General features: G+C 63.9%; 19 protein-coding genes. 12 read left to right on the top strand and 7 right to left on the bottom strand.

The window, feature by feature from the left end:
• Positions 1 to 13 precede the first annotated feature (13 nt).
• Complete coding sequence (locus P0D80_RS00245) at positions 14 to 925, bottom strand: DMT family transporter (RefSeq protein WP_408182066.1); 912 nt, start codon at positions 923 to 925, stop codon at positions 14 to 16.
• 127 nt (positions 926 to 1,052) lie between these two features.
• Between P0D80_RS00245 and P0D80_RS00250 the strand changes: the two genes are divergently transcribed.
• Together P0D80_RS00250 and P0D80_RS00255 are read left to right on the top strand one after the other, a co-directional pair.
• Entirely contained in the window at positions 1,053 to 1,982 is a 930-nt protein-coding gene (locus P0D80_RS00250) for a LysR family transcriptional regulator (RefSeq protein ID WP_408280078.1), read from the top strand.
• A 92-nt stretch (positions 1,983 to 2,074) separates the two neighbouring features.
• Positions 2,075 to 3,166, top strand: coding sequence for an asparaginase (locus P0D80_RS00255; protein WP_408280081.1), 1,092 nt, complete (start codon positions 2,075 to 2,077; stop codon positions 3,164 to 3,166).
• Positions 3,167 to 3,441: 275 nt separating this feature from the next.
• Here P0D80_RS00255 and P0D80_RS00260 read toward each other — a convergent pair whose 3' ends face one another.
• On the bottom strand, positions 3,442 to 4,419 hold the full coding sequence (locus tag P0D80_RS00260) for a chemotaxis protein (RefSeq protein ID WP_132375160.1): 978 nt from the start codon (positions 4,417 to 4,419) through the stop codon (positions 3,442 to 3,444).
• A gap of 406 nt (positions 4,420 to 4,825) precedes the next feature.
• Here P0D80_RS00260 and P0D80_RS00265 point away from each other — a divergent pair, with 406 nt between their 5' ends.
• The 3 genes from P0D80_RS00265 (at position 4,826) to P0D80_RS00275 (ending at position 8,452) form a co-directional block, all read left to right on the top strand.
• A complete protein-coding gene (locus P0D80_RS00265; RefSeq protein WP_408182656.1) occupies positions 4,826 to 5,395 on the top strand; it encodes a DUF4142 domain-containing protein in 570 nt (189 codons plus the stop codon).
• Between the two features lie 197 nt (positions 5,396 to 5,592).
• On the top strand, positions 5,593 to 7,317 hold the full coding sequence (locus tag P0D80_RS00270; RefSeq protein ID WP_408280085.1) for a tetratricopeptide repeat protein: 1,725 nt from the start codon (positions 5,593 to 5,595) through the stop codon (positions 7,315 to 7,317).
• A 109-nt stretch (positions 7,318 to 7,426) separates the two neighbouring features.
• Positions 7,427 to 8,452: an aldo/keto reductase gene (locus P0D80_RS00275; RefSeq protein WP_132375157.1), complete on the top strand. Its 1,026-nt coding sequence runs from the start codon at positions 7,427 to 7,429 to the stop codon at positions 8,450 to 8,452.
• Positions 8,453 to 8,502: 50 nt separating this feature from the next.
• Here the strand turns inward: P0D80_RS00275 and P0D80_RS00280 are convergent, their stop codons facing one another.
• The 3 genes from P0D80_RS00280 to P0D80_RS00290 all read right to left on the bottom strand — a co-directional run bounded on the left by P0D80_RS00280 (position 8,503) and on the right by P0D80_RS00290 (position 10,792).
• Complete coding sequence (locus P0D80_RS00280) at positions 8,503 to 8,946, bottom strand: cyclic nucleotide-binding domain-containing protein (RefSeq protein ID WP_408280088.1); 444 nt, start codon at positions 8,944 to 8,946, stop codon at positions 8,503 to 8,505.
• Between the two features lie 134 nt (positions 8,947 to 9,080).
• Positions 9,081 to 9,977, bottom strand: a complete 897-nt coding sequence (locus P0D80_RS00285) for an SDR family oxidoreductase (protein ID WP_408280092.1) — start codon at positions 9,975 to 9,977, stop codon at positions 9,081 to 9,083.
• A 71-nt stretch (positions 9,978 to 10,048) separates the two neighbouring features.
• The gene (locus P0D80_RS00290; protein WP_408280096.1) at positions 10,049 to 10,792 is read right to left on the bottom strand and encodes an SDR family oxidoreductase; all 744 of its coding nucleotides are present in this window, start codon (positions 10,790 to 10,792) and stop codon (positions 10,049 to 10,051) included.
• Positions 10,793 to 10,963: 171 nt separating this feature from the next.
• On the opposite strand from P0D80_RS00290, the gene P0D80_RS00295 reads away from it, so the two are divergent.
• Entirely contained in the window at positions 10,964 to 11,875 is a 912-nt protein-coding gene (locus P0D80_RS00295; RefSeq protein ID WP_408182647.1) for a LysR family transcriptional regulator, read from the top strand.
• Between the two features lie 57 nt (positions 11,876 to 11,932).
• On the opposite strand, the gene P0D80_RS00300 is transcribed toward P0D80_RS00295, so the two are convergent.
• Positions 11,933 to 12,964 carry a glutathione S-transferase family protein gene (locus P0D80_RS00300; RefSeq protein ID WP_408280099.1) on the bottom strand — a complete coding sequence of 344 codons (1,032 nt, stop codon included), beginning with the start codon at positions 12,962 to 12,964 and terminating at the stop codon, positions 11,933 to 11,935.
• A gap of 226 nt (positions 12,965 to 13,190) precedes the next feature.
• Here P0D80_RS00300 and P0D80_RS00305 point away from each other — a divergent pair, with 226 nt between their 5' ends.
• A complete protein-coding gene (locus P0D80_RS00305; protein ID WP_408280102.1) occupies positions 13,191 to 14,114 on the top strand; it encodes a LysR family transcriptional regulator in 924 nt (307 codons plus the stop codon).
• Between the two features lie 127 nt (positions 14,115 to 14,241).
• A complete protein-coding gene (locus tag P0D80_RS00310) occupies positions 14,242 to 14,559 on the top strand; it encodes a single-stranded DNA-binding protein (RefSeq protein WP_132375150.1) in 318 nt (105 codons plus the stop codon).
• On the opposite strand, the gene P0D80_RS00315 is transcribed toward P0D80_RS00310, so the two are convergent.
• Positions 14,529 to 15,455 (bottom strand): LysR family transcriptional regulator, encoded by a 927-nt coding sequence (locus tag P0D80_RS00315; protein WP_408280104.1) that lies wholly within the window; start codon positions 15,453 to 15,455, stop codon positions 14,529 to 14,531. The genes P0D80_RS00310 and P0D80_RS00315 overlap by 31 nt on opposite strands.
• Positions 15,456 to 15,587: 132 nt before the next feature.
• On the opposite strand from P0D80_RS00315, the gene P0D80_RS00320 reads away from it, so the two are divergent.
• The 4 genes from P0D80_RS00320 to cuyB all read left to right on the top strand — a co-directional run bounded on the left by P0D80_RS00320 (position 15,588) and on the right by cuyB (position 21,657).
• Positions 15,588 to 17,351, top strand: a complete 1,764-nt coding sequence (locus tag P0D80_RS00320) for an acyl-CoA dehydrogenase family protein (protein WP_408280107.1) — start codon at positions 15,588 to 15,590, stop codon at positions 17,349 to 17,351.
• Positions 17,351 to 18,556 (top strand): CaiB/BaiF CoA transferase family protein, encoded by a 1,206-nt coding sequence (locus P0D80_RS00325; protein WP_408280109.1) that lies wholly within the window; start codon positions 17,351 to 17,353, stop codon positions 18,554 to 18,556. The genes P0D80_RS00320 and P0D80_RS00325 overlap by 1 nt, the downstream gene beginning before the upstream one ends.
• Positions 18,557 to 18,625: 69 nt before the next feature.
• Positions 18,626 to 19,939: an MFS transporter gene (locus tag P0D80_RS00330; protein WP_408255973.1), complete on the top strand. Its 1,314-nt coding sequence runs from the start codon at positions 18,626 to 18,628 to the stop codon at positions 19,937 to 19,939.
• Positions 19,940 to 20,094: 155 nt separating this feature from the next.
• Positions 20,095 to 21,657 carry a cysteate racemase gene (gene cuyB, locus P0D80_RS00335; RefSeq protein ID WP_408280112.1) on the top strand — a complete coding sequence of 521 codons (1,563 nt, stop codon included), beginning with the start codon at positions 20,095 to 20,097 and terminating at the stop codon, positions 21,655 to 21,657.
• Positions 21,658 to 21,775 lie beyond the last annotated feature (118 nt).

Genomic DNA, 21,775 nt, shown 5'->3' on the forward strand with positions numbered 1-21,775 from the left:
GCAAGACGTTGCGTCAGGCCTGCGCGGCACTCACACGCAGCGCGGTCCATCGCACCGTCGCCAGAATCGATGCCGCGACGATCAATGCGCCGCCGACCCACGCGGTCACCGAAATCCGTTCACCCAGCCAGATGCAGGCAAACAACGCCCCGAACGCCGGTTCGCTGCCCATCAGCAGCGAGACGCGTGTCGGGCTGCTGCGTTTGATCGCGAAGTTCTGCGCGAAGAACGCGAACAGCGTGCAAGCGATCACCAGATAGCCGACATAGCCCCAGAACGCCGCATGTCCCGCAATCGAGGGCAAGGGCTGCCACTGCTGTGGCGCAAACAGCCAGGCGGCCGCCGCGCTGCCGAATGCCACCACGCCTGACTGAACCGCTGTCACCGAGAGCGGCGGCAGGGCCGAATCACGCATCACGCGTTTGGTCACGCACACCGTCAACGCGCGCAGCAGGGCGGCGAGCAGAATCAGCGCGTCGCCGGGATTGAGGCTCAGCGCGCCGTCGCCGGCGAGCAGCCATGCGCCCAGCAGTGAAAGCGCCACCGCCAGCCATTCGACACGGCTCGGCTTGCGCTTGAGCAACAACCATTCGACGATGGGCGTCAGCACCACGCACAAGCTGATTAGAAACGCGGCGTTGGCGGCGCGCGTCATCAGGATGCCGAAGGTTTCGCACAGGAAGATGCCGAGAAGCAGCGCGCCGGCGATCAGCACGCCGCGCAGCGTGCGACCATCGGCGGCGCGCAGGTGGCGCAGGGCGGGCGACAGGATCACGAAAGTGATACCGAAGCGCAGCGCGAGCAAACCGAGCACCGGATAAAACACCAAGGCGCTTTTGACCACGCCGTAGCTGGTGCCCCACACGACGGCGACGGCGAGCAGCATCAGATCGGACAACATGAGCAGGCGTTCTTGTTTCGACATGGCCGGACCTCGAGCTAACGAGACCGTATTGTCGAACTTTGCGCCAGGCGTGATAATCGGGTCTTGGCGCACAGCGCTTATGTCGCAAATGCATTAATAGCCTGCCCGCACTCACGGACCCGGAACGATGACCCCAACCGAGCTTTTCGCGTTGCTACCGGACATGGCGGTTTTCGCGCGCGTCGTCGACGCCGGCAATTTCTCGGTGGCGGCGCGGCAACTCGGCAGCACGCCGTCCACGGTCAGCCGTCAGATCAAGCGTCTCGAAGACGCCCTGGCGACCCGTCTGCTGGAGCGTTCCACGCGCACGGTACGGGTGACGGAATCGGGTGCCCAGGTGGCGCGATTCTGTCGCGACATGGTGAGCGCAGCGTCGGGCGCGGTGGACGCCGCCGGGCAATTGGCCGGCAGACCGCAAGGCAAGGTGAGCGTGAGCGCGCCGACCCAGTTCGCGAAGTCCGTGATACACCCGCTCATTCCCGGCTTCCTGCACGCTTACGACGAAGTCGACCTGCAACTCCTCTTCACCGACCACGACGTCGACCCACTCGCGGACGATGTCGATCTGGTGATCCGCCTGACCGAGCATCCGCCGCAGGGACTCGCGGGGCGCCGGTTGGGCGCGGTGCGCTGGCTGCTGGTGGCGTCGCCAGCATATTTGCGCGAACGCGGCACACCGGCGCAGCCACGCGAATTGCAGAAGCACGCCTGCATCTACCTCGGCGAGACTACCGACGACAACCGCTGGCGCTTTCGCCGCGGCACGGAGACACAGAGCGTCGACGTGAAGGGCCGCTACATCGCCAATCATGCCGGCGCGCGGCTCGAAGCCGCGCTGCAGGACTTCGGCATTGCGTGTGTACCGGAATTCGCGGCCTCGGAATCACTGCAGAGCGGCGAACTCGTGCAGGTCCTGCCGGACTGGAATCTCGAAGCACGCGCCTACGTCGGCTCGGTGTGGCTGCTCTATCCGCCGAATCGTTTCTTGCCGCCGAAGGTGAGGGCATTGATCGACTACCTCGTCGAGCATCTTCACGACACGCTCGATACCGCCTGAGAGCCACCGCACGCGAGACGAAAGTAGAATCGCCCGCGTAATCCATGATTCAATGCAGTCCCAGCGATTCGATCGATCACGAGGAGAACAGCATGAGCTTGCGCGAAACCGGACCGATTGCGGCGACTGTCTATCGCGGCGCTTCGATTGAGAACACGCATCTGGCGCACGTCGCGGTGGTCGACGCGAGCGGCCGCCTGTTGGCATCGTTCGGCGATCCATCGCGTATGACGCTCGCACGTTCCGCAGCGAAGCCCGCACAAGCGTTGGCGGTGTTGGAAACCGGCGCGCTGGACCGTTTCGGCTTCGACGAAGCTGACCTTGCGCTGATGTGCGGCTCGCACAGCAGTGAGGCGCGCCACATCGAACGCACGCGACAGATGTTGGCCAAGGCGCAGGCGAGCGAAGCCGACTTGCGCTGCGGCGGCCACCCACCGCTATCCGACGCCGTCTACATCGACTGGCTCAAACGCGACTTCAAGCCGGGCGCCGTATGCAGCAACTGCTCCGGCAAACACGCGGGCATGCTGGCCGGCGCGCAATCGATTGGGGCAGCGATAGCGGGCTACGAGCGACCCGACCATCCGTTGCAGGTGCGAGTAAAACACACGGTCGCGGACGTCTGCGATTTGCCCGACGACGCGGTGCAATGGGCGACAGACGGCTGCAATCTACCGACCCCTGCGTTTCCGCTAGACCGCCTCGCACGCCTGTTCGCGAAGCTAGCCGCCGCGGAGGACGAGGTATCGTCGCAAGCGCAGTCCATCACATCGCGCACGACGGCGCTCGCCCGAATCTACCGCGCGATGACAACGTATCCGGAATGGGTAGCGGGCGAGGGGCGCTTCTGCACGCAGTTGATGCAAGCCTTCGACGGCGCGCTGGTCGGCAAGGTGGGCGCGGACGGCAGCTACGCGATAGGCGTACGAACATCGGAGCAGACGAAGAGGGCGGGCGCGCAAGGCGCACTGGGCATCGCCGTAAAAATCGAGGACGGCAACGTCGGCATACTGTACGCGGTGGTCGCGGAACTGCTTGCGTTGCTAGACATCGGAACACTGGAACAACGAGCGAAACTCGCGTCGTTTCACGCACCGAAGATGTTGAACACAATGGGCATCCCAACGAGCCGAATAACCTATTCGGTCGCGCTCCAACGCGCACCGGAAGCCGCCACTCGATGAACGACCGCAACGGCGCGCGCAGCGCCGCCGGAAGAATGACTGCTGTGTCACGAACGCGGACTGGGCGAGAGCACAGATTCCAGATGCGCCACTACCGTAGCTGCGCGGGGGATCCGCTTAAAGGCTAGCGGTGTGAAGCCGCTTTCTTTGCCTACTTTCTTTGCGGCAAGCAAAGAAAGTAGGTGCCGCCCCGCACAGGGGCAACACTAATAGACCACCGCGAATTCAAGGAAAGGCCAACAAACCAACAAGAAGCAACAGAAAAAAACCCCAACTCAAGCAGCAACAACAGAAGGCACAACCCCAATAGCATTCCGAATAGCATCCGCCAACTCCGATGCAGCGAACTTCGCCACATACCCATTAGCCCCGGCATTCTTCACATGCGCCTCATTAGCCGCCCCGGTAAGAGAAGAATGAATAATGACCGGAATATCGCGAGTCCGCTCATCAGCCTTAATTTGCCGAGTGAGCATAAACCCATCCATCTCAGGCATCTCAAGATCAGTCAAAACAAGGGCGATACTATCCTTGACACGAGTCCCATTAGCCTGCGCCTCGCGCGCAACCTGCTGCAACGTATTCCAGGCCTCTTCCCCAGTCTTGGTCATGACATAATCCGCGCCAATAGCACTCAAAGCCTGCTCAATGAGCTTCCGAGCAAACCCCGAATCATCAGCAGCAAGAATCTTCGCCCCACGCCGAATCCCCAACGCTTCCCCAACGGAAGTCGGATCCACACTAGGATGCTGTGACGGAAACACATCCCGCAACACCTGCTCGACATCGATCACCTGGGCCAAGCGCGAATCACCTGTATTCCCATCGATCCGCGCAATGCTAGTAACCAGATTGCCCCCAGCCGCACCTTCGGCGGACAAAACCTGATTCCACTCCAGCCGCACGATATCGTCGACCTCTTCAACCGCGAACGCCTGCGTCGACCGAGCAAACTCCGTCACCAGCAAAATATTCAGCCCGCGCGTCGGCTGACACCCCATCAGCCGCGGCAAATCGATCACGGGAATGATCTGCCCGCGAATATCCACCGCGCCCATCACAAACGGCGACGAACCGGCGATCGGCGTAACCGTCGGCATGGTCGAGATTTCCCGCACCTTGAAGACGTTGATGCCATAAAGCTCATGCGCGTCGCTGCCGGGCACGGCGCCCAAGCGGTACAGCAACAACTCGAACTTGTTGGAGCTCGTCAGGTTGCTGCGTTCATCGTTCGCGCGGTTTTCTACTGCCATCGAATCTCTCCAGGATTGCGTGTGATGCGCCATGCAACCGTTGCGTTCGATTCTGGCGCGCGCCCTACCTTTCTGTTATCGGCGCGGCGGACGGAAAGTTCAGCGATTCGACGCCGTTTTCCTCGCATGCTCTGGTTAACGCGCAGCCGATATTGAGGGCGGGAAGGGGTGTAAGCGCAACGGCCGCAATCCAGCCCTGTCAAGGCATTCATATGAAGGTTACCTAAGGTTACAGAAGCGACAGCGTCGTATCACATGGCGCACAGCGCGCCTTCTAGAATTCACAGCGATAAAAGCGTGGCGCCGTCAGTGGCTCGCAAGCTGACCGCAAGGTAACCGCACAGTCGGCAGGAGCCTGAGGCGCACACGCATCGCTGTTGTTTCGCTTCCACCTCAAGGAGAACGTATGATCCGCTTGCCTCTCGCCACTATCACCAGCGCCTGCATGGCTGGCCTGCTCGTCGTCGCCGGCGCGGCCAACGCTCAAACAACGCCGGCAGCACCGGCAGCGGCTACGGCCGACGCCGGCCGTCTGCATGCCGCCGACCAGACGTTCATCGCGGACGGCACCAAGGCCGTCGCCACGCAACGCGACGCCGCCCGCATCGCGACCTCGCGCTCGACCGATCGCGACGTCAAGGCGTTCGCCGAGCGCGTCTCCGCCGACAACGCGAAAATATCCGATTCGCTGCGCGCGGCGAGCCCGCGCGGCGTCGACGTGCCGAAGAACGACCCCGACGCAGCGGTGCTCGCGAGCATCAACAACCTGCGTGGCGCCGACTTCGACAAGGCCTATATCGAGCAGGTCGCGCTCGCCGGCGAACAGAAAGCGCTGTCGGCGTTCCAGGCGGAAATCGCTTCGGGCCGCGACGAACAGTTGAAGGACGCGGCGAAGAGGGCATTGCCGACCATCCAGGAACACTACGCGATGGCGCAGGATCTCGCCAAGCGTAAGCATCTGCCGACCGCGCAGTAAGCGGTTTAACGCGCGTCACGTTGCGGCGTGGCGCGCGGCCGTTCGAATGCGTGGTTTTCGGCGATAATCGGCTTCGCTCTTTCGAGTCCGCTACGCGCAGGGTCTCGCGCGATACATCGTTTGCGATTCATCTTGCGTGATGCGCGAACCTCGAAAGCTCCCACCACTTTCACTCGCATTCGACCAAAGCTCTCCGCATGAGCAAGCCTGCCAATCTGCCGCAACAGTTGGACTCTATGCTTCAGCAAGCCGTCGCGCTTCAACGCAACGGCGCATTCGCCGAGGCCGAGGAACTCTATCGCGAGATTCTCGAACTCAAGCCCCGTCATTTCGACGCGCTGCAATTGCTGGGCGCGCTGACGCTGCAAGCGGGCCGCCTGCAAGAGGGCGTCGAGTTACTCAGAAAAGCGCTTGCCATCAACGGGAAACAGGCGCCGCTTCATTCGAATCTGGCCTATGCGTTGAACGCCTTGCAGCGATTCGACGAAGCCCTCGCGTGTGCCGAGCGCGCGCTGGCCTTGCAGCCCAAATTTCCCGACGCACTGAACAATCGCGGCAATGCGCAAGCCGGCCTGAATCGGCCGCTCGATGCGCTCGGCAGTTTCGATCGCGCGATTGCCCTGATGCCGGATTTCGCGCCGGCCTGGAACAACCGCGCGTGTGTGCTGCGCGATCTGGGCCGTCCCGCTGATGCGCTCGCAAGCTGCGACCACGCGCTCGCGCTGCAACCGAATTATCCGGATGCGTGGAGCAATCGCGGCAACGCGTTTAGTGACCTGAACCAGCCGGAAGAAGCGGAACGCTGCTACCGTCGCGCGCTCGAATTGGCCCCGGCATTCGCCGATGCCTGGAACAATCTCGGCCTGACGCAGATCGACCTCAATCAGCACGCGCAAGCGCTGTCGAGTTACGAACGCGCGTTGGCCGTGAATCCAGATGCTGCGGAAACACATTGGAATGAATCGCTGTGCCTGCTGCAAATGGGACAGCTCGAGGCCGGCTGGCAAAAATATGAATGGCGCTGGGAGCGCAGCCGCATCAAGGCAAGTCGGCGCAGTTTTGCGCAACCCCTTTGGTTGGGCGATTTTTCGATCGACGGCAAGACCATTCTGTTGCACGCGGAGCAGGGCCTCGGCGACACGCTGCAGTTTTGCCGCTACGCCGCGCTGGTGTCGAAACTCGGCGCCAAGGTCGCGCTCGAAGTGCCGCCCGAGTTGATGCGTCTCATGGCCACGCTCGATGGCGTGGACCAATTGATCGAAGCCGGCCAAACGCTGCCGCCGTTCGATTGCCACTGTCCGTTGCTGAGTCTGCCGCTCGCATTCAAGACTGGCCTCGACAGCATTCCATCGACAACGCCTTATCTCATCGCAAGCGCCGAAGTGGCTCGCCAATGGCACGATCGGATTCACGCGCAAGCAGACGGCCGCCTGAAAGTCGGACTCGTGTGGGCGGGCGGAAACCGGCCGCATGTCGCGGAGCTTCGCAAGAACGATGCACGCCGTTCGATCGCTTTCGCACAACTCGCGCCGCTTCTCGAGGTATCGGACGTGCAGTTCTTCAGCCTGCAAAAAGGACCGGCGGCACAGCAATTCGAAAGCAGCGAGTGGGGCGAACGCGTGATCGATTACACAGAAGAACTCAGCGACTTCGCCGACACCGCAGCGTTGGTGGCGAACCTCGATCTGGTGATTTCCGTGGACACGTCCACCGCGCATCTGGCCGGCGCGCTCGACAAGCCGGTCTGGATTTTGAACCGCTTCGACACCTGTTGGCGCTGGATGCTAGAGCGTACCGATACGCCGTGGTATCCGCGCGCCCGCTTGTTCCGGCAACCGGCGCTCGGCGATTGGGACAGTGTGATGCAAGCCGCGCGTGACGCGCTGAGCGCATTGGCTACGGACGTGGCGCATTCACGATAACGATCCCGTTCGCACCCGCCACGTTCCCTGCGCGCTGGCCGACGCGTTTGCGCGGACGCGCGTAGACTGAATGTCCGTTTATGGACGGCTAAGCCACGGAGATTGATCAATGGAATACAGACATCTGGGTGCATCCGGTTTCAAGGTGCCGGTGCTGAGTTTCGGCACGGGCACATTCGGCGGCAAGGGCGAGTTTTTCCAGGCGTGGGGCGCGACCGACGTCGCCGAGGCGCGGCGTCTGCTCGACATCTGCTTCGATTCGGGCGTCACCATGTTCGACAGCGCGGACATCTATTCGAGCGGCGCGTCCGAATCGGTGCTCGGCGAAGCGCTCAAGGGCAAGCGCGACAAAGCGATCATCTCGACCAAGGCGACCTTCCGTTTCGACGATGGACCGAACAGCGTCGGCTCGTCGCGCTTCCATCTGATTCAGGCCGTGGACGCGGCGCTCAAGCGCTTGCAAACCGATTACATCGATCTGTTCCAGTTGCACGGCTTCGACGCCAGAACGCCGATCGCCGAAGTCATGTCCACGCTCGACGATCTCGTGCGCGCCGGCAAGATCCGCTACACCGGCGTGTCGAATTTCTCCGGCTGGCACCTGATGAAGTCGCAGGACGTGGCGGATCGCTACGGCTATCCGCGCTACGTCGCGAATCAGACCTACTACTCGCTGGTCGGACGCGATTACGAGTGGGAGTTGATGCCGCTCGGCGTCGATCAGGGCGTGGGCGCGGTGGTGTGGAGTCCGCTCGGGTGGGGGCGTCTCACGGGCAAGATCAAGCGCGGCCAGCCGCTGCCCGATTCGAGCCGCCTGCATAAAACCGCCGACATGGGGCCGCCGGTGCCGGACGAGTATCTGTTCCGTGTGCTCGATGCGATCGACGAGATCGCGGCCGAAACCGGCAAGACCGTGCCGCAGATCGCGCTGAACTGGCTGCTGCAGCGGCCGACGGTATCGACGGTGCTGATCGGTGCGCGTAACGAGGAACAACTGCGGCAGAACCTCGGCGCGGTGGGCTGGAATCTGACGCCCGAGCAGGTGGCGAAGCTCGACGCGGCGAGTGCCGTGCGTCCCGCTTATCCGTACTGGCATCAGGAAGGATTCGAGGAACGCAATCCGAAGGCGGTGTAAGCGCGCTTTCGCCTCAAGGCGCGCTGCGTGTCACGTGCTCCGGTTCGGACTCATTTCGCGAGTTCGGCTGGAGCGGCGAACAGTTGGCCGTAGTAGCGGCGGCCGGCGTCGAGATGCGTGCCGAAGGCAAAGCCTTGCGCGAGCATGGCATCGAAGTCGGCTCGTTCGATTTTCATCACGTAGCTGTGTTCGGTGGTGACGAGGCGGCACGCGGTGCCGGACGCCGCCGCCGCGCTGAACCACTTGCCCGCGCCAGCATGGTCCGCCGGGAAAGCGTGCGGACTCACTTCGACTTGCCAGCCGCCGTCCAGCAGAATCCACATGGCCTGATCCTCGGCAGTTGCCGCGCTGTCGTTGCATTGCGCGACGACCGTACCGGCCTGCGCTTCCCATTCATGCGAGTGGGCGATCACCCATCGCAGTTGGTCGGTCGTCAGGCCCGTAAAGAACGGCGTGTGCTTCAGCAAATGAAGGTACGTAACCGAGGGTTTCATGGTCGTGCTCCTCGTCGTGATGGAAGTGGCGGCCGGTTGAGGTTGGGCATCGCATGCGCCGATGAGAACCGGCAGCACAACGGCGCATGCGATCAGCGAAATTGCTTTCACGGCGGTATGCCTTGACGTCACGTTCAACGTTGAACCCGCGCTTCCAGCAAATCGCCCATACCGATTCGCTTGGCGAACTCGATGCGCACACGCTCCGACACTTCGAGCACCTCGCGCGCGCCGTCGCCGACGAAGTCGATCACCGAACGCATCGGCCGCCCGCCTGAAGGCAGGCCGACGATCCGCACGATTTCATCGGCCACGGCTTGCGGATCGGCGTCGTCGGGCGTCAGTTCGGACAGGCGCTGGCCGATCTGATCCATCACGCCGTCGTAGCGTGCGTAGGCCGCGGCGCGTTCGGTATCGGCCGGCTTGCCCGCGCTCGGAAAGTGAGCGGTGCCGCGCGTGAACGCGCCCGGCACCACGATCGAGGTCTCGATGCCGAAGCGCGCGATCTCATATGCGAGCGAAACCGCCAGCGAATCCATTGCGGCCTTCGCGGCGCCGTATGGACCGAGGAAAGGAGGGTAGCCGCCCTTGGTCGTCGAACTGCTGACCCACAGCATCAAGCCGGCTTCCTGCTGGCGCAGATAGGGCAGCACGGCGCGGTTCACGCGCTGCGCGCCGAACAGGTTGGTGTCGAACACCTTCACCAATTCCTCGGGCGTGAAGGCTTCGCTCGGGCCGACCACCAGATGGCCGGCGTTTTGCATCACCACGTCGAGCCGTCCCTGTTCGCGCACGACCGTCGCGGCGGCGGCATCAGCCGATGCTTGCGACAACACGTCGAGTTCAAGCGGATGCAACTGGATGTCCTTCGCTTTCGCAAGCGCGCGCATTTCATCGGCGCGTGACTTATTGCGTCCTTCGACGTCGCGCATTGTCGCGTAGACAATGTGACCCGCTTCGGCGAGCGACTGTGCGCTGAGTTTGCCGATACCCGTACCGGCGCCCGTCACGAGGATGATCTTCTTCTGCATTTTTCTTCTCCGATTCGATGAAAGTGAGGCGGCTCGTCAGAGCCTGCCCGCAGCGATGTGCACCGAGCGCGTCAAGCAATACCGCCGTTCGCACGCAGAACCTGCCCGTTGACCCAACCCGCGTCCGGACCGGCGAGGAACGCCACCACCGACGCAATATCGTCCGGTTGGCCGAGGCGTTGCAGCGGCGGCATCTTCGCGAAGGTCTGGATCTGTTCTTCGGTCTTGCCGTCGAGGAATAGCGACGTCGCGATCGGACCTGGCGCCACGGCGTTGACGGTGATGTTGCGGCCGCGCAGTTCCTTGGCGAATACATGTGTGAAGGATTCGACGGCCGCCTTGGTCGCGTTGTAGATCGCATAGCCCGGCATGTTCAGCGCCAGTGTGGTGCTCGAAAAGTTGACGATGCGCCCGCCGTCGTTCATGCGCGCAGCGGCTTCGCGCAAGGTGTTGAAGGTGCCGCGCACGTTGATGTCGAAAGTCTGGTCGTAGAGCGCGTCGCTGGTATCGGCGAGCGGCACGGTCTTGAGCACGCCCGCGTTGTTGACCAGCACGTCCACCTTGCCGAGCTGCTGTTCGGTGATCTCGAACATGCGGCGCACGTCGTCGGCGTTCGACACGTCCGCCTTAACCGCGACGGCTTTGGCGCCGGCTGCCGTGAGTTCCGCGACGAGCGCATCGGCTTCGGCCGAACTGGATGCGTAGTTGACCGCGACCGCGAAGCCGTCCTTGGCCAGACGTTGCGCGACCGCTGCGCCGATGCCGCGGGACGCGCCGGTGACGATAGCGACCTGGGCGTTTTTAGGCGTGTTCATGATTCGTTTCCTTGTGTCTGTTGGGTGGGTGAGGTGAATCATGGACGCTTTCCGCGCATAGATAATCGGGTTAGACTTGGCATCATCATTCCATTTGCTTTAACAATTGACGCAAGGACCGCCCTACAGGCGTCACAAACAGCCACCCACAGCCACCCACAGGCATCGACCATGGATCGTTTCGAGGAAATGCGGGTTTTCATACGGATCGCCGAGCGGCAAAGTTTCACGCGCGCCTCGGACGACCTGCAGATTCCGCGCGCCACTGTGACCAATCTGATGAAGCGCATGGAGCAGCGGCTCGGCGCGCGGCTGCTCGAGCGCACCACGCGCACGGTGCGTCTCACGCACGACGGCGAGGCGTACTACCGCCGCTGCGTGCGTCTGATTGCCGACATGGAGGAGGCCGAGGGCTCGTTTTCGAACCTCGCGCCGAAGGGTTTGTTGCGGGTGAACTTGCAGGGCACGCTGGCGCGGCACTTCGTGGTGCCGGCGCTGCCGGCCTTTCTCGCGCGCTTTCCCGATATCGAACTGACCATCGGCGAAGACGACCGGCTCGTCGATCTGGTGCGGGAGGGAGTCGACTGCGTGCTGCGGGCGGGCAATCTGCAGGATTCGTCGATGGTGGGGCGGCGCGTCGCGCAATTGCCGCAAGTGACGGTCGCGAGTCCGGTGTATCTCGCCGCATATGGCGAGCCGGCCGAGCCGTCGGCGCTGTCGACGCATCGGGCCGTCAATTACGTGTCGAGCGCGACCGGCAAGGCCGTGCCGCTCGAATTCAGCGTGGCGGGCCGCGAGGTGGCGATGGTCCTGCCGTCTGCGGTGTCGGTGACCGGCACCGAACTCTATACGGGCTCCGCGCTGGCGGGGCTCGGCATCGTGCAGGTGCCGCAATACCGGGTGGCGGCCGAACTGGCGGCCGGGCGGCTGAAAATCATTCTTGCGGACTTTCCGCCGCCGCCCATGCCGGTGTCCGTGCTCTATCCGCAGAACCGTCAGTTGTCGTCGCGGGTGCGGGTGTTTGCGCAGTGGCTGCGTGATATTTTCGAAGCTGCAACGGCGACCACCGGCGGCGCGCTGTGAATACGCGCGTCTAGGCCGCCGCGCCGTGGGCGTCGAGGATGTTGATCAGCATGATGTCTATTCCCTGACTGCATACGGTCGCGAGCGAATAGCGGCAGTGGTGTCCTGCACCCCGAGCCGTGCCCGATCGTGCGGCGCCGAGAAATCCTGAACCGGACCAAGCGGCACGACGCCGGTCGGATTGATGCCCCGGTGACTCTCGTAGTAATGCCGCTTGATGTGCGTGAAATCGACCGTCTGCGCAATGCCGGGCAACTGATAGATATCGCGCGTGTAGGCGGACAGATTCACGTAATCGGCGATGCGGCGCAGATTGCACTTGAAGTGGCCGACGTAGACAGCGTCGAAGCGGATCAGCCTCGTGAACAACCGGATATCGGCTTCGGTGAGTTGCGCGCCGGTCAGATAGCGTTGCGTCGCGAGTTGCGCGTCGAGCCAGTCGAGCGTTTCGAAGAGCGGCGTGACGGCTTCTTCGTAGGCCTGCTGCGTGGTGGCGAAGCCCGCTTTGTAAACACCATTGTTCAGCGTGTCGTAGACGCGCGTGTTGATCGCGTCGATTTGCGGACGCAACGGCGGCGGATAAAAATCGCCGGGCTTGGCGCCGATGCCGTCGAACGCCGAATTCAGCATGCGAATGATTTCCGACGATTCGTTGCTGACGATCGTGGCCCGTTGCTTGTCCCACAGGATCGGCACCGTGACGCGGCCGCTGTAGTGAGGATCGGCGGCCGTATAGACCTGGTGCAGCAGCTTCGCGTGATTGACGCTGTCGGCCACGACGCCGGGGCCGTCCGCGAAGGTCCAGCCGTTTTCCAGCATCAGCCAGTGCACGACGGAGACGTCGATCATCGCTTCAAGGCCTTTGAGCGCCCGCACGATCAAGGTGCGATGCGCCCACGGGCAGGCGAGGCTCACATACAGGTGGTAGCGTCCCGCTTGCGCTTCGAAGCCGCCGCTGCCGCTCGGACCGGGCGAGCCGTCGGCCGTCACCCAGTTGCGAAACGCCGCGTCCTTGCGCACGAAACGGCCGCCGGTCGACTTGGTGTCGTACCAGCGGTCCTGCCATTGTCCGTCCACTAAAAGTCCCATGTCGCCGCTCCTTGTGCGTACGCCGTCGTGCCACGACCGCGCGCAATGAATGTTCCAGGCGCGGCGTCGGCCGCGTTTGCAGTGGTTCGTCGCTGGCTCGTGCGGCTTTTCCGAAAGCCCGCGCCTACCGTGCTTGCGGCCAACGTTGCCGCCATATCGCATAGTGGACTAGCAGCGGCGCTTTGCCGTACCATCTTTTCGTCGAACTCGTTCGAAGGAGTAGAACATGTTGTCGGAAGACGAACTGGCTTTGCTCGACGCGATACGCGAGACCGGCAGCCTGTCGCGCGCGGCGGCGCGCCTCGGCAAGGCGCCGTCCACGATCTCGCATGCCGCCCGGCAACTGGAGACGCGCTTCGACGCGCTGCTGTTCGACCGGCGCCGCTACCGGCTGCAGCTCACGCCCGCCGGCCAGCTTCTCGCCGACGAAGCCGCGCGTCTCATGCTCGACATGTCGCGCATGACGCAGCGCGTGAAGCAGATCGCGAGCGGCTGGGAAGACCGCCTTTGGGTGGTCACGGACGAGATTCTCGAATTCGAACTGCTGATGCCGGTGGTACGCGCCTTCGACGCACTCGACTCCGGCGTCAAGCTGCTCTTCACGCACGAAGTATTGAGCGGCACCTGGGAGGCGCTGCGCGACGGCCGTGCCGATCTGATCGTGGGCGCGACCAACGAGCCGCCGGCGATTCCCGGTCTGCGCTGGTTCGAACTCGGCGTGATGGAGTGGGTGTTCGCGGTGTCGCCGCGCCATCCGCTGGCGGGTGTCGAGGGGACGCTCGGCCGCGAACGGATCCTCGAACATCGCGCAGTGGTGGTGGCGGATTCATCGCGTACGACGGCGGGGCGTGCTTATGGTTTGATCGGCGGACAGGCGTCACTCGCCGTGCCGTCCATGCGCGCGAAGATCCTGGCGCAGCGCGACGGCCTGGGCGTGGGCTGGTTGCCGCGCCAGCGCGTCGCGACGCTATTGAAGCAGGGCGAGCTGATCGAGAAAGCGACCTCCGATCCGCGCGAGCCGAACGTGCTGTACGTCGCGTGGCGTGGCGATCATGAAGGGCGCGCATTGCAGTGGTGGCTCGAACAGTTGCGGCAACCGCGGCTCGCGAAACGCCTCGTGCGCGGCGTGGATTTGACGATCGGCGCGTGATGCTCACGCCGTTGGTCCGCGAATCAGCGGCGCTTTTTATAGAGGCCGCGCCGGTTCTCGTGGGATCATACGCGCCGTGCTGGGCGATTCTGCTTTCTGCACGGTACGAAACAGGAGGAGCAAGGCGATGATCGATGGACTGGTGGGCGGGCGGTTATACGGCGAGGCGCAGATTCGCACGGGGCAGAACGGCAGGCGTTTCGTGACCTGTAAGGTGCGCGCGGCCACCAACGACGGCGACACGATTTTCGTCAACGTGATCGCTTTCGACGACGACGTGCAAACCGCGCTGCTAGCGTTGAGCGACGCGGACAGTGTCGCACTGAGCGGCACCTTGACGCCCAAGGTCTGGACCGACAAGAACGGGCTCGTCAAACCGGCCGTGGATATGGTCGCCCACAAGATGCTGACGGCTTACGAAGGCCGCCGCGAAGCGGATGAATGAGCCGTGTGCGGCGGCTCGCCACCGGCATCCCTGAGATACTCGACGAAACGGTCCGCGACGGGTTCCGCGTCGCCGCTCCGGCGCAGCAGCAGCACTTGCGACATCAGCGTCTCGCCCGTCAGCGGCAAAAACGCGACCTTCGGGTCCTGGACCTGACGCAACGTGTACGGCACTAGCGCAACGCCCATGCCGAAGCCGACCATCGTCACGACGGTCTGCCACAAGCGCGCCTCATGGCGGATCAAGGGACTGAATCCCGCTCCCACGCACTGCGCGATGATCAGATCGTGATAGTGCGGCGACACGGTACGCGGAAATAGAATGAACGGCTCCTGCGCCAATGCCCGCAGATCGACCTTGCGTTTGCGCGCCAGCGGATGAGCGGTGGGCAGGCAGCACAAGAACGGCTCGGAAAAAATCGGCGTGGAAATGACGTCGGTCGGAAAATTGCCCCAATGCGCGCAGCCCATATCGATCTGCATGCGCTGGATCGCGTGCACCTGCTCGCTGGTGTTCATCTCCTTCAGGACGATTTCGACGCCGGGGTAATCAGCCTCGAAGCGATTCACCGCCTGCGGCATGCCACGGTACAGCATCGAATTCACGAAGCCGATACGCAAGCGGCCGGCGAGGCCATGCGCCGAGCGCACCGTCATGCGTTCCGCCTCGTTCGCCTGCAATAACAGGCGGCGCGCTTCGCCGAGCAGCACCTGGCCGGCGTTGGTCAGCGACACCGTCTTGTTGGTGCGCGCGAGCAACTGCACGCCGAGCTGCTCCTCGAACTTGCGAATGTCGAAACGGAGGGCAGGCTGCGAAATGAACAGCCGCTTGGCCGCGCGGCCGAAATGCAGCTCCTCGGCGACCGCCACGAAATAGCGCAACTGCTTCAGGTCCACGGCTGTCTCCTTGGTCTTGATCGATAAGCTGCGTCTATCGTACCGGATATAAGTTGTATTAGACGATTATCGACACCGCTCCTATGCTCCTCCCACAAGCACTGACGTGCATAGCAGAGTAAGGAGACACGTATGAGCGAAATCACCGCGCAGCCGGCACACGGCTCGTCCAATATTCCCGATAGCCGGGGCATCAACTTCTTCACCAGCGATCCCGACTTCGAGCGTCTGTTGAAGCTGCATCTCGACGAGACGCTGTTTCACGAACTCGAAACTCAGCTCGTCTCGCTGGGCCAGCGCGCGTCCGACGAACTCGACGTGTGGGCGCTGTCCGCCGACAAGAATCCACCGCAATTGCACCATCGCACGCGACGCGGCGAAGCGCTGCAAAGTATCGACAAGCATCCGGATTACGTCGCGCTGGAACGCGTGGCTTACGCGGAGTTGGGACTGGCCGCGATGAGCCACGAAACCCGCGATGGCAAAAAATCGCCGCCGCCGCTCGTGAAATACGCGCTGACCTTCCTGTTCGTGCAGGCGGAATTCGGCCTGTGTTGCCCCGTGAGCATGACCGATTCGCTCACGCGCACGCTGCGCAAATTCGGCGCGCCGGAACTGGTCGCGCGTTTTCTGCCGATGCTCGCCTCGCGCGATTTCGACACGCTATTCCAGGGCGCGATGTTCATGACCGAACAGGCAGCGGGTTCGGACGTCGCGCGCATTGCCACGCGTGCGTCGCTCGAAACGGATGCGAACGGTGACGAAACGTGGCGTCTGTATGGCGACAAATGGTTTTGCTCGAACGCCGACGCCGATCTCGCGATGGTGCTCGCGCGGCCGGACACGGCCCCGCCCGGCATCAACGGACTCGGACTGTTCCTGTTACCGAAGACGCTGCCGGACGGCTCGCGCAACAGCTACCGGATCGTGCGTCTGAAGGACAAGCTCGGCAGCCGTTCGATGGCGAGCGGCGAGATCGTGCTGGAAGGCGCGGTCGCGTATCTGATCGGCGAAGTGGGCCGCGGTTTTCATCAAATGGCGGACATGATCAATATGTCGCGTCTGTCGAACGGCGTGCGTGCCGCGGGTTTGATGCGCCGTGCGCTGACCGAGGCGCTGCACATCGCGCGCAATCGCGAAGCCTTTGGCCGCAAGCTGATCGACATGCCGTTAATGCAGCGTCAGTTGCTCAAGATGATGCTGCCCGCCGAACAGGCGCGCTCGATGTTCATGCGCATCGCGCTGCTGCTGGAGCAGGCCGACGCGGGCGACCGGCAGGCTGCGAAATGCGTGCGCATCCTCACGCCGCTCATCAAGTTTCGTGCATGCCGCGACGCGCGCCGCGTGACCGGCGACGCGATGGAAGTGCGCGGCGGCACCGGCTATATCGAAGAGTGGAGCGACGCGCGCCTCGTACGCGACGCGCATCTCGGCTCGATCTGGGAAGGCACCAGCAACATCGTCGCGCTCGACATCGCGCGAGCGGCGAAACGCGACGGCGCGCTCGAACCGTTGCGCACGTATCTGCAGGATCTGCTCGGCGCGGCGGGATTGCCGGCGGCCAGTTTCGCGTTGCTGCGCGCGACGCTCGCGCGTGCGTGCGACGCGTTGGCGAGCGTGGCGGATTCCGGCCGCGACGAATGGGTTCGGCAAGCGGGCGCCGCGCTGTATCACGCAAGCGCCGCAGTGTTGATGGCCTGCGAGGGCGTACGGCTCGCGCCGGATTACCGGCGTCTCGCGCTTGCGCATCTGGTGGTGCGGCACAAGCTGTTGCCGTTCGATCCGCTGGCCTTGCATTCGGCATCGGACGAGAGCGATGTAATCGACGCTTTGGTTAACGGCCGCAGCGTCACGCTCGAACAGGCGCTGCAACTGTTGCCGCAAAGGAGCGCGTAATGGTCGCACCGCTTCCGAACGATGGCAAGCAAGGTGCGCTGCAAGGCATCAAGGTAATCGACTTGAGCCGCGTGCTCGGCGGCCCGTACTGCACGCAGGCGCTCGCCGATCACGGCGCGCAGGTGATCAAGCTCGAACCGCCCGACGGCGACGAAACGCGTGGCTGGGGGCCGCCGTTCTACGGCGACACCGCCTGGTACTTCGCGGGCGTGAACCGCAACAAGCAGGGCATCGCAGTCGATCTCTCACGTGACGAAGGCCGCGCGATCCTGTGGAAGCTGTTGGAAGATGCCGACGTGCTGGTCGAAAACTTCAAACCCGGCACGCTCGGGCGCTGGGGCATGGATTACGAGCGCGATCTGCGCGAGCGTTTCCCGAAGCTGATCCATTGCGCCGTATCGGGTTTCGGTCCCGATGGTCCACTCGGCGGCTTGCCCGGCTACGACGCCGCGATTCAGGCGATGACCGGCCTGATGAGCGTGAACGGGGAGCGTGACGGTCCCGCCACGCGCGTCGGCTTGCCGGTCGTCGACATGGTCACCGGCCTGAACGCGCTCGCCGGCATTCTGCTCGCACTTGCCGAACGCGCGAAGAGCGGCCGTGGCCAGTCGATCGATATCGCGTTGTACGACTGCGGCGTCTCGCTGCTGCATCCGCATCTGCCGAACTATTTCGGCTCGGGCCGCACGCCGCAGCGCAGCGGCAACGCGCATCCCAACATCACGCCGTACGACAGCTATCGCACAGCGAGCGCGCCGATCTTTCTCGCGGTGGGCAACGACCGGCAGTTCGCGAAACTGTGCGCGCATCTCGGCGCGCCCGAACTCGCCGACGATCCGCGTTACGTCGACAACCGCAGCCGCTGCGCGCATCGCGAGCCGCTGAAGGCGGCGCTCGAAAGTCTGCTCGCCACGCACGAGTGCGAGCCGCTCGCGCATGCGCTGATCAACGCGGGCGTGCCGTGCGGCCCGGTGCAAACCGTCGACGTCGTGGCGCGGCATCCGCATACCTTGCATCGCGGCATGGTGGTCGAGATGGGTGAGTATCGCGGCACCGCGTCGCCGATCAAGCTGTCGCGCACGCCGGCCACGTATCGCAGCGCGCCACCGTCGCTCGGCGCCGACACGCGCGACGTGCTCGACGCATTGGGTATCGACGCCGCCACCCAGCAGCGTCTGCTCGAAGCGGGCGTGCTCAAAGCTTAAACACCGCAGTCCCCGGCGACGGCACGCAGAAGCCGCGCCATCCAGAAGAAAGACCTTGGAGACAGAGACATGAATCACGAGTCCGACGACCACGCCGCAAGCCGGCAACCGACGCGCGCCGCAGCCGCGGCTTTTGTCGGCACCACGATCGAGTGGTACGACTTTTATATCTATGCCACGGCGTCCGCGCTGATATTCGGCAAGCTGTTCTTTCCTGGCAGCGATCCGTTTTTCGCCACTCTCGCTTCGTTCGGCACCTTTGCGGTCGGCTTCTTCGCGCGGCCGTTCGGTGGGCTGGTGTTCGGCCACCTGGGCGACCGCATCGGCCGCAAGAAAGCACTCGTGGCGACGCTGGCGATCATGGGCATCGGCACCGTCGGCATCGGCTTCCTGCCGACCTATGCAAGCGCCGGCGTGTGGGCGCCCGTGCTGCTCGTCTTGCTGCGGGTCGCGCAGGGCATTGCGATCGGCGGCGAGTGGGGCGGCGCGGTGCTGATGGCAAGCGAACACGCACCGCAGGGACGGCGCACCTTCTTCGCGTCGTTCGCGCAGCTCGGCAGTCCGGCTGGCTTGATCCTGTCGCTGCTCGCGTTCCGCGCGGTGGCCTCGATGGATAAGGACGCGTTCCTTAGCTGGGGATGGCGCCTGCCGTTTCTCGCGAGTGCCGTGCTGCTGGTGGTCGGCTTGCTGATCCGCGCGGGTGTCGACGAATCGCCGGAATTCAAGGCGCTCAAGGCGCAACGACGCGTGGCCGCGCTGCCGGTCGCCGAGGTCGTGCGCGATGCGTGGCGCACGCTGTTGCTATGCCTCGGCGCGAACGTGATCGGCGTGGCCGGCGCATGGTTCGTCAACACCTTCATGCTCAATTACACGACGCAAACGCTCGGCCTCGACCGTTCGTTGATTCTCGATTGCCTGTTCGTGGTCGCGTTCATCCAGTTGTTCACGCAACTGGGTTCCGGATGGTTCGCGCAACGCATCGGCACGGGACGCTTCCTGAAGGGCGCGGCAGCGTTGGCGATGCTGTCGCCTTATCCGATGTTCGCGCTCGTTTCGACCGGGCGGCCGGTGGCGATCGTGATCGGCATTGCGCTGGCTGTGATGTGCATGTCGAGTTCCTACGCCGTGATGGCCGGCTTCATGTCGACCGCGTTCCCGGTGCGCGTCAGGTATTCGGCGATTTCGCTGTCGTATCAGGTGTGCGCCGCGCTGGCCGGTGGTCTGACGCCGCTGATCGGGACGTTGCTCGCGCATCGTTATCCGGGCGCCTGGTGGCCGTTGGCCGTGTTCTATAGTGTTCTGGCCGGCGTATCGCTGGTATGCATCGGCACGCTGGAGCGCCGCAAGCGCGGTGCGGCGCACGGCGTCGCCGAAGCGGCCTAGGCGTTTGCCGGTGCGCTCGACGCCGGGAAACACAGGGTAATTGTGGTTCGTGGTTGACCCCACGTCATAGTCCGCCTACATAATGTCATCCTCAACCGCGCAAAAGCCGCCTACCATCGAGGCGGGCGGCAAAAAAACGACGGGGGGAAGCCATCATGAATCGCTATCGTTCGCTGGGTGTCGTGACCGGCGCGGCGCAGCTCGCCAGCGCCGACGTCCTGTGCCGGATGAGCGCCGCCTGGACCCGGCCGGGCGCGGCGCGGCCATTCGATCTCCTTCTCGAGCAGCAGTCCTGGCAAGGGCCGGCCTCGCAGAGCGAGGCGAGCGCCCAGTTCAAGATTCACGTATTCGACACCATGCGCGCGTTCGAAAAGCGCGGCGTCGAGGCGATCGTGTTGCCGTGCTTCCTCAGCCATACCTTCATCGACGAACTCTCGGCAAACGTGGCCGTGCCGGTCGTCAACATCATGACGGCGCTCTCGGCGCACGTGCGGCAAGCGTTTCCGTCGGTGCGCCGGATCGGCGTGCTGACTTCGGAGGCCATCCGTCATAACGGCCTCTTCGAACGTTATTTCGATGCCGCGCGGTTCGACGTGCTGCATCCGCGCAACGAAACGGGCGTCGATTGCGTGACGAGCGCGGTCTATAGCGATGAAGGCATCAGAAACGGCCGCTTCCATGGCCGCCCGGTCGAGTTGCTGCGCGCCGCGTGCGCGGACCTCATTGCGCAGGGCGCGGAGATCATCCTGCCGGGGCTCGTCGAAATCGCGCTGGTCGCGCGCGCGCTCGGCCGGCTCGAGGTGCCGCTCGTCGACGCCAATCTCGTTTACGCGCGCTACGTCGCGGCGGCCCGATATGCGCAGCCGGAGCGGCGCTTCAAGGTGGGCGTGCTGGGCGGCGTCGGGCCGGCGGCGACGGTCGATTTCATGGCCAAGCTGGTGCGCAATACGCCCGCCGCGTGTGATCAGGATCACATCAAGATCATGGTCGAGCAGAATCCGCAGATTCCGGACCGCACCGCCGCGCTGCTCGGCAACGGCGACGATCCGACGCTCGCGCTGTATGCCGGCTGCAAGACGCTCGAGGACGGCGGCGCGGACCTCATCGCGATTCCGTGCAATACGGCGCATGCGTTCGTCGAGCGGATCCAGCCGTCGCTCGGCATTCCGATCGTCAATATGCTGACCTGTACCGCCGATTATCTGCGCGAGACCTTTCCGGACGTGCGCGAAGTCGGCGTGCTCGCCACTTCGGGCACGCTCGCGAGCCGCGTCTATGAGCAGGCGCTCGAAGCGCGCGGTTTCGTGCAGATTGCGCCGGGCGAACCGGCGCAGGCGCGGCTGATGAACGCCATCTACGGACCGAAGGGTGCGAAGGCGGGCTTCACGTCGGGCGAGTGCTGCGATGATCTCGCCGCGGCGCTCGACGATCTGGTCGCGCAAGGCGCCCAGGTGATCGTGCTGGGTTGCACCGAGTTACCGCTGCTGTTGCGTGACGCGACGCTGGCGTGCGCGGGCGGACGGGTGATGCGGCTCGTCGATCCGACCGAGGTGCTGGCGAAGTGCTGCGTGGCGTATGCGCTGGGTAACAGCGGGGCGCTGGATGCAGCGCCGGGGGCTGCGGTGCCGACAGGGAGCCGATCAGTGCGGAAAGCGTCTATGGCTAAGAAATGTGCGCCCGTTACCACACCGTTGCGCCTTGCAAGTCTGGCGCGATAGCGCCGCTTCACGTCTCCGACGCCGCTTCGAGCGGCTTTAAACCTTTCTCTCCCCAACGGCACAACGCTTGCTGCCGCGCCAAGCGGCGCGCATTTTTGCCGCCGGTCACCGCCTGACG

Source organism: Paraburkholderia sp. RL17-373-BIF-A, from assembly GCF_046030175.1.
Lineage (GTDB): Bacteria > Pseudomonadota > Gammaproteobacteria > Burkholderiales > Burkholderiaceae > Paraburkholderia.

Bases quoted from the DNA above. Each gene is read 5' to 3' on its own strand.
- P0D80_RS00245 (WP_408182066.1), bottom strand. From the start codon at position 925: ATGTCGAAACAAGAACGCCTGCTCATGTTGTCCGATCTGATGCTGCTC.
- P0D80_RS00250 (WP_408280078.1), top strand. From the start codon at position 1,053: ATGACCCCAACCGAGCTTTTCGCGTTGCTACCGGACATGGCGGTTTTC.
- P0D80_RS00255 (WP_408280081.1), top strand. From the start codon at position 2,075: ATGAGCTTGCGCGAAACCGGACCGATTGCGGCGACTGTCTATCGCGGC.
- P0D80_RS00260 (WP_132375160.1), bottom strand. From the start codon at position 4,419: ATGGCAGTAGAAAACCGCGCGAACGATGAACGCAGCAACCTGACGAGC.
- P0D80_RS00265 (WP_408182656.1), top strand. From the start codon at position 4,826: ATGATCCGCTTGCCTCTCGCCACTATCACCAGCGCCTGCATGGCTGGC.
- P0D80_RS00270 (WP_408280085.1), top strand. From the start codon at position 5,593: ATGAGCAAGCCTGCCAATCTGCCGCAACAGTTGGACTCTATGCTTCAG.
- P0D80_RS00275 (WP_132375157.1), top strand. From the start codon at position 7,427: ATGGAATACAGACATCTGGGTGCATCCGGTTTCAAGGTGCCGGTGCTG.
- P0D80_RS00280 (WP_408280088.1), bottom strand. From the start codon at position 8,946: ATGAAACCCTCGGTTACGTACCTTCATTTGCTGAAGCACACGCCGTTC.
- P0D80_RS00285 (WP_408280092.1), bottom strand. From the start codon at position 9,977: ATGCAGAAGAAGATCATCCTCGTGACGGGCGCCGGTACGGGTATCGGC.
- P0D80_RS00290 (WP_408280096.1), bottom strand. From the start codon at position 10,792: ATGAACACGCCTAAAAACGCCCAGGTCGCTATCGTCACCGGCGCGTCC.
- P0D80_RS00295 (WP_408182647.1), top strand. From the start codon at position 10,964: ATGGATCGTTTCGAGGAAATGCGGGTTTTCATACGGATCGCCGAGCGG.
- P0D80_RS00300 (WP_408280099.1), bottom strand. From the start codon at position 12,964: ATGGGACTTTTAGTGGACGGACAATGGCAGGACCGCTGGTACGACACC.
- P0D80_RS00305 (WP_408280102.1), top strand. From the start codon at position 13,191: ATGTTGTCGGAAGACGAACTGGCTTTGCTCGACGCGATACGCGAGACC.
- P0D80_RS00310 (WP_132375150.1), top strand. From the start codon at position 14,242: ATGATCGATGGACTGGTGGGCGGGCGGTTATACGGCGAGGCGCAGATT.
- P0D80_RS00320 (WP_408280107.1), top strand. From the start codon at position 15,588: ATGAGCGAAATCACCGCGCAGCCGGCACACGGCTCGTCCAATATTCCC.
- P0D80_RS00325 (WP_408280109.1), top strand. From the start codon at position 17,351: ATGGTCGCACCGCTTCCGAACGATGGCAAGCAAGGTGCGCTGCAAGGC.
- P0D80_RS00330 (WP_408255973.1), top strand. From the start codon at position 18,626: ATGAATCACGAGTCCGACGACCACGCCGCAAGCCGGCAACCGACGCGC.
- cuyB (WP_408280112.1), top strand. From the start codon at position 20,095: ATGAATCGCTATCGTTCGCTGGGTGTCGTGACCGGCGCGGCGCAGCTC.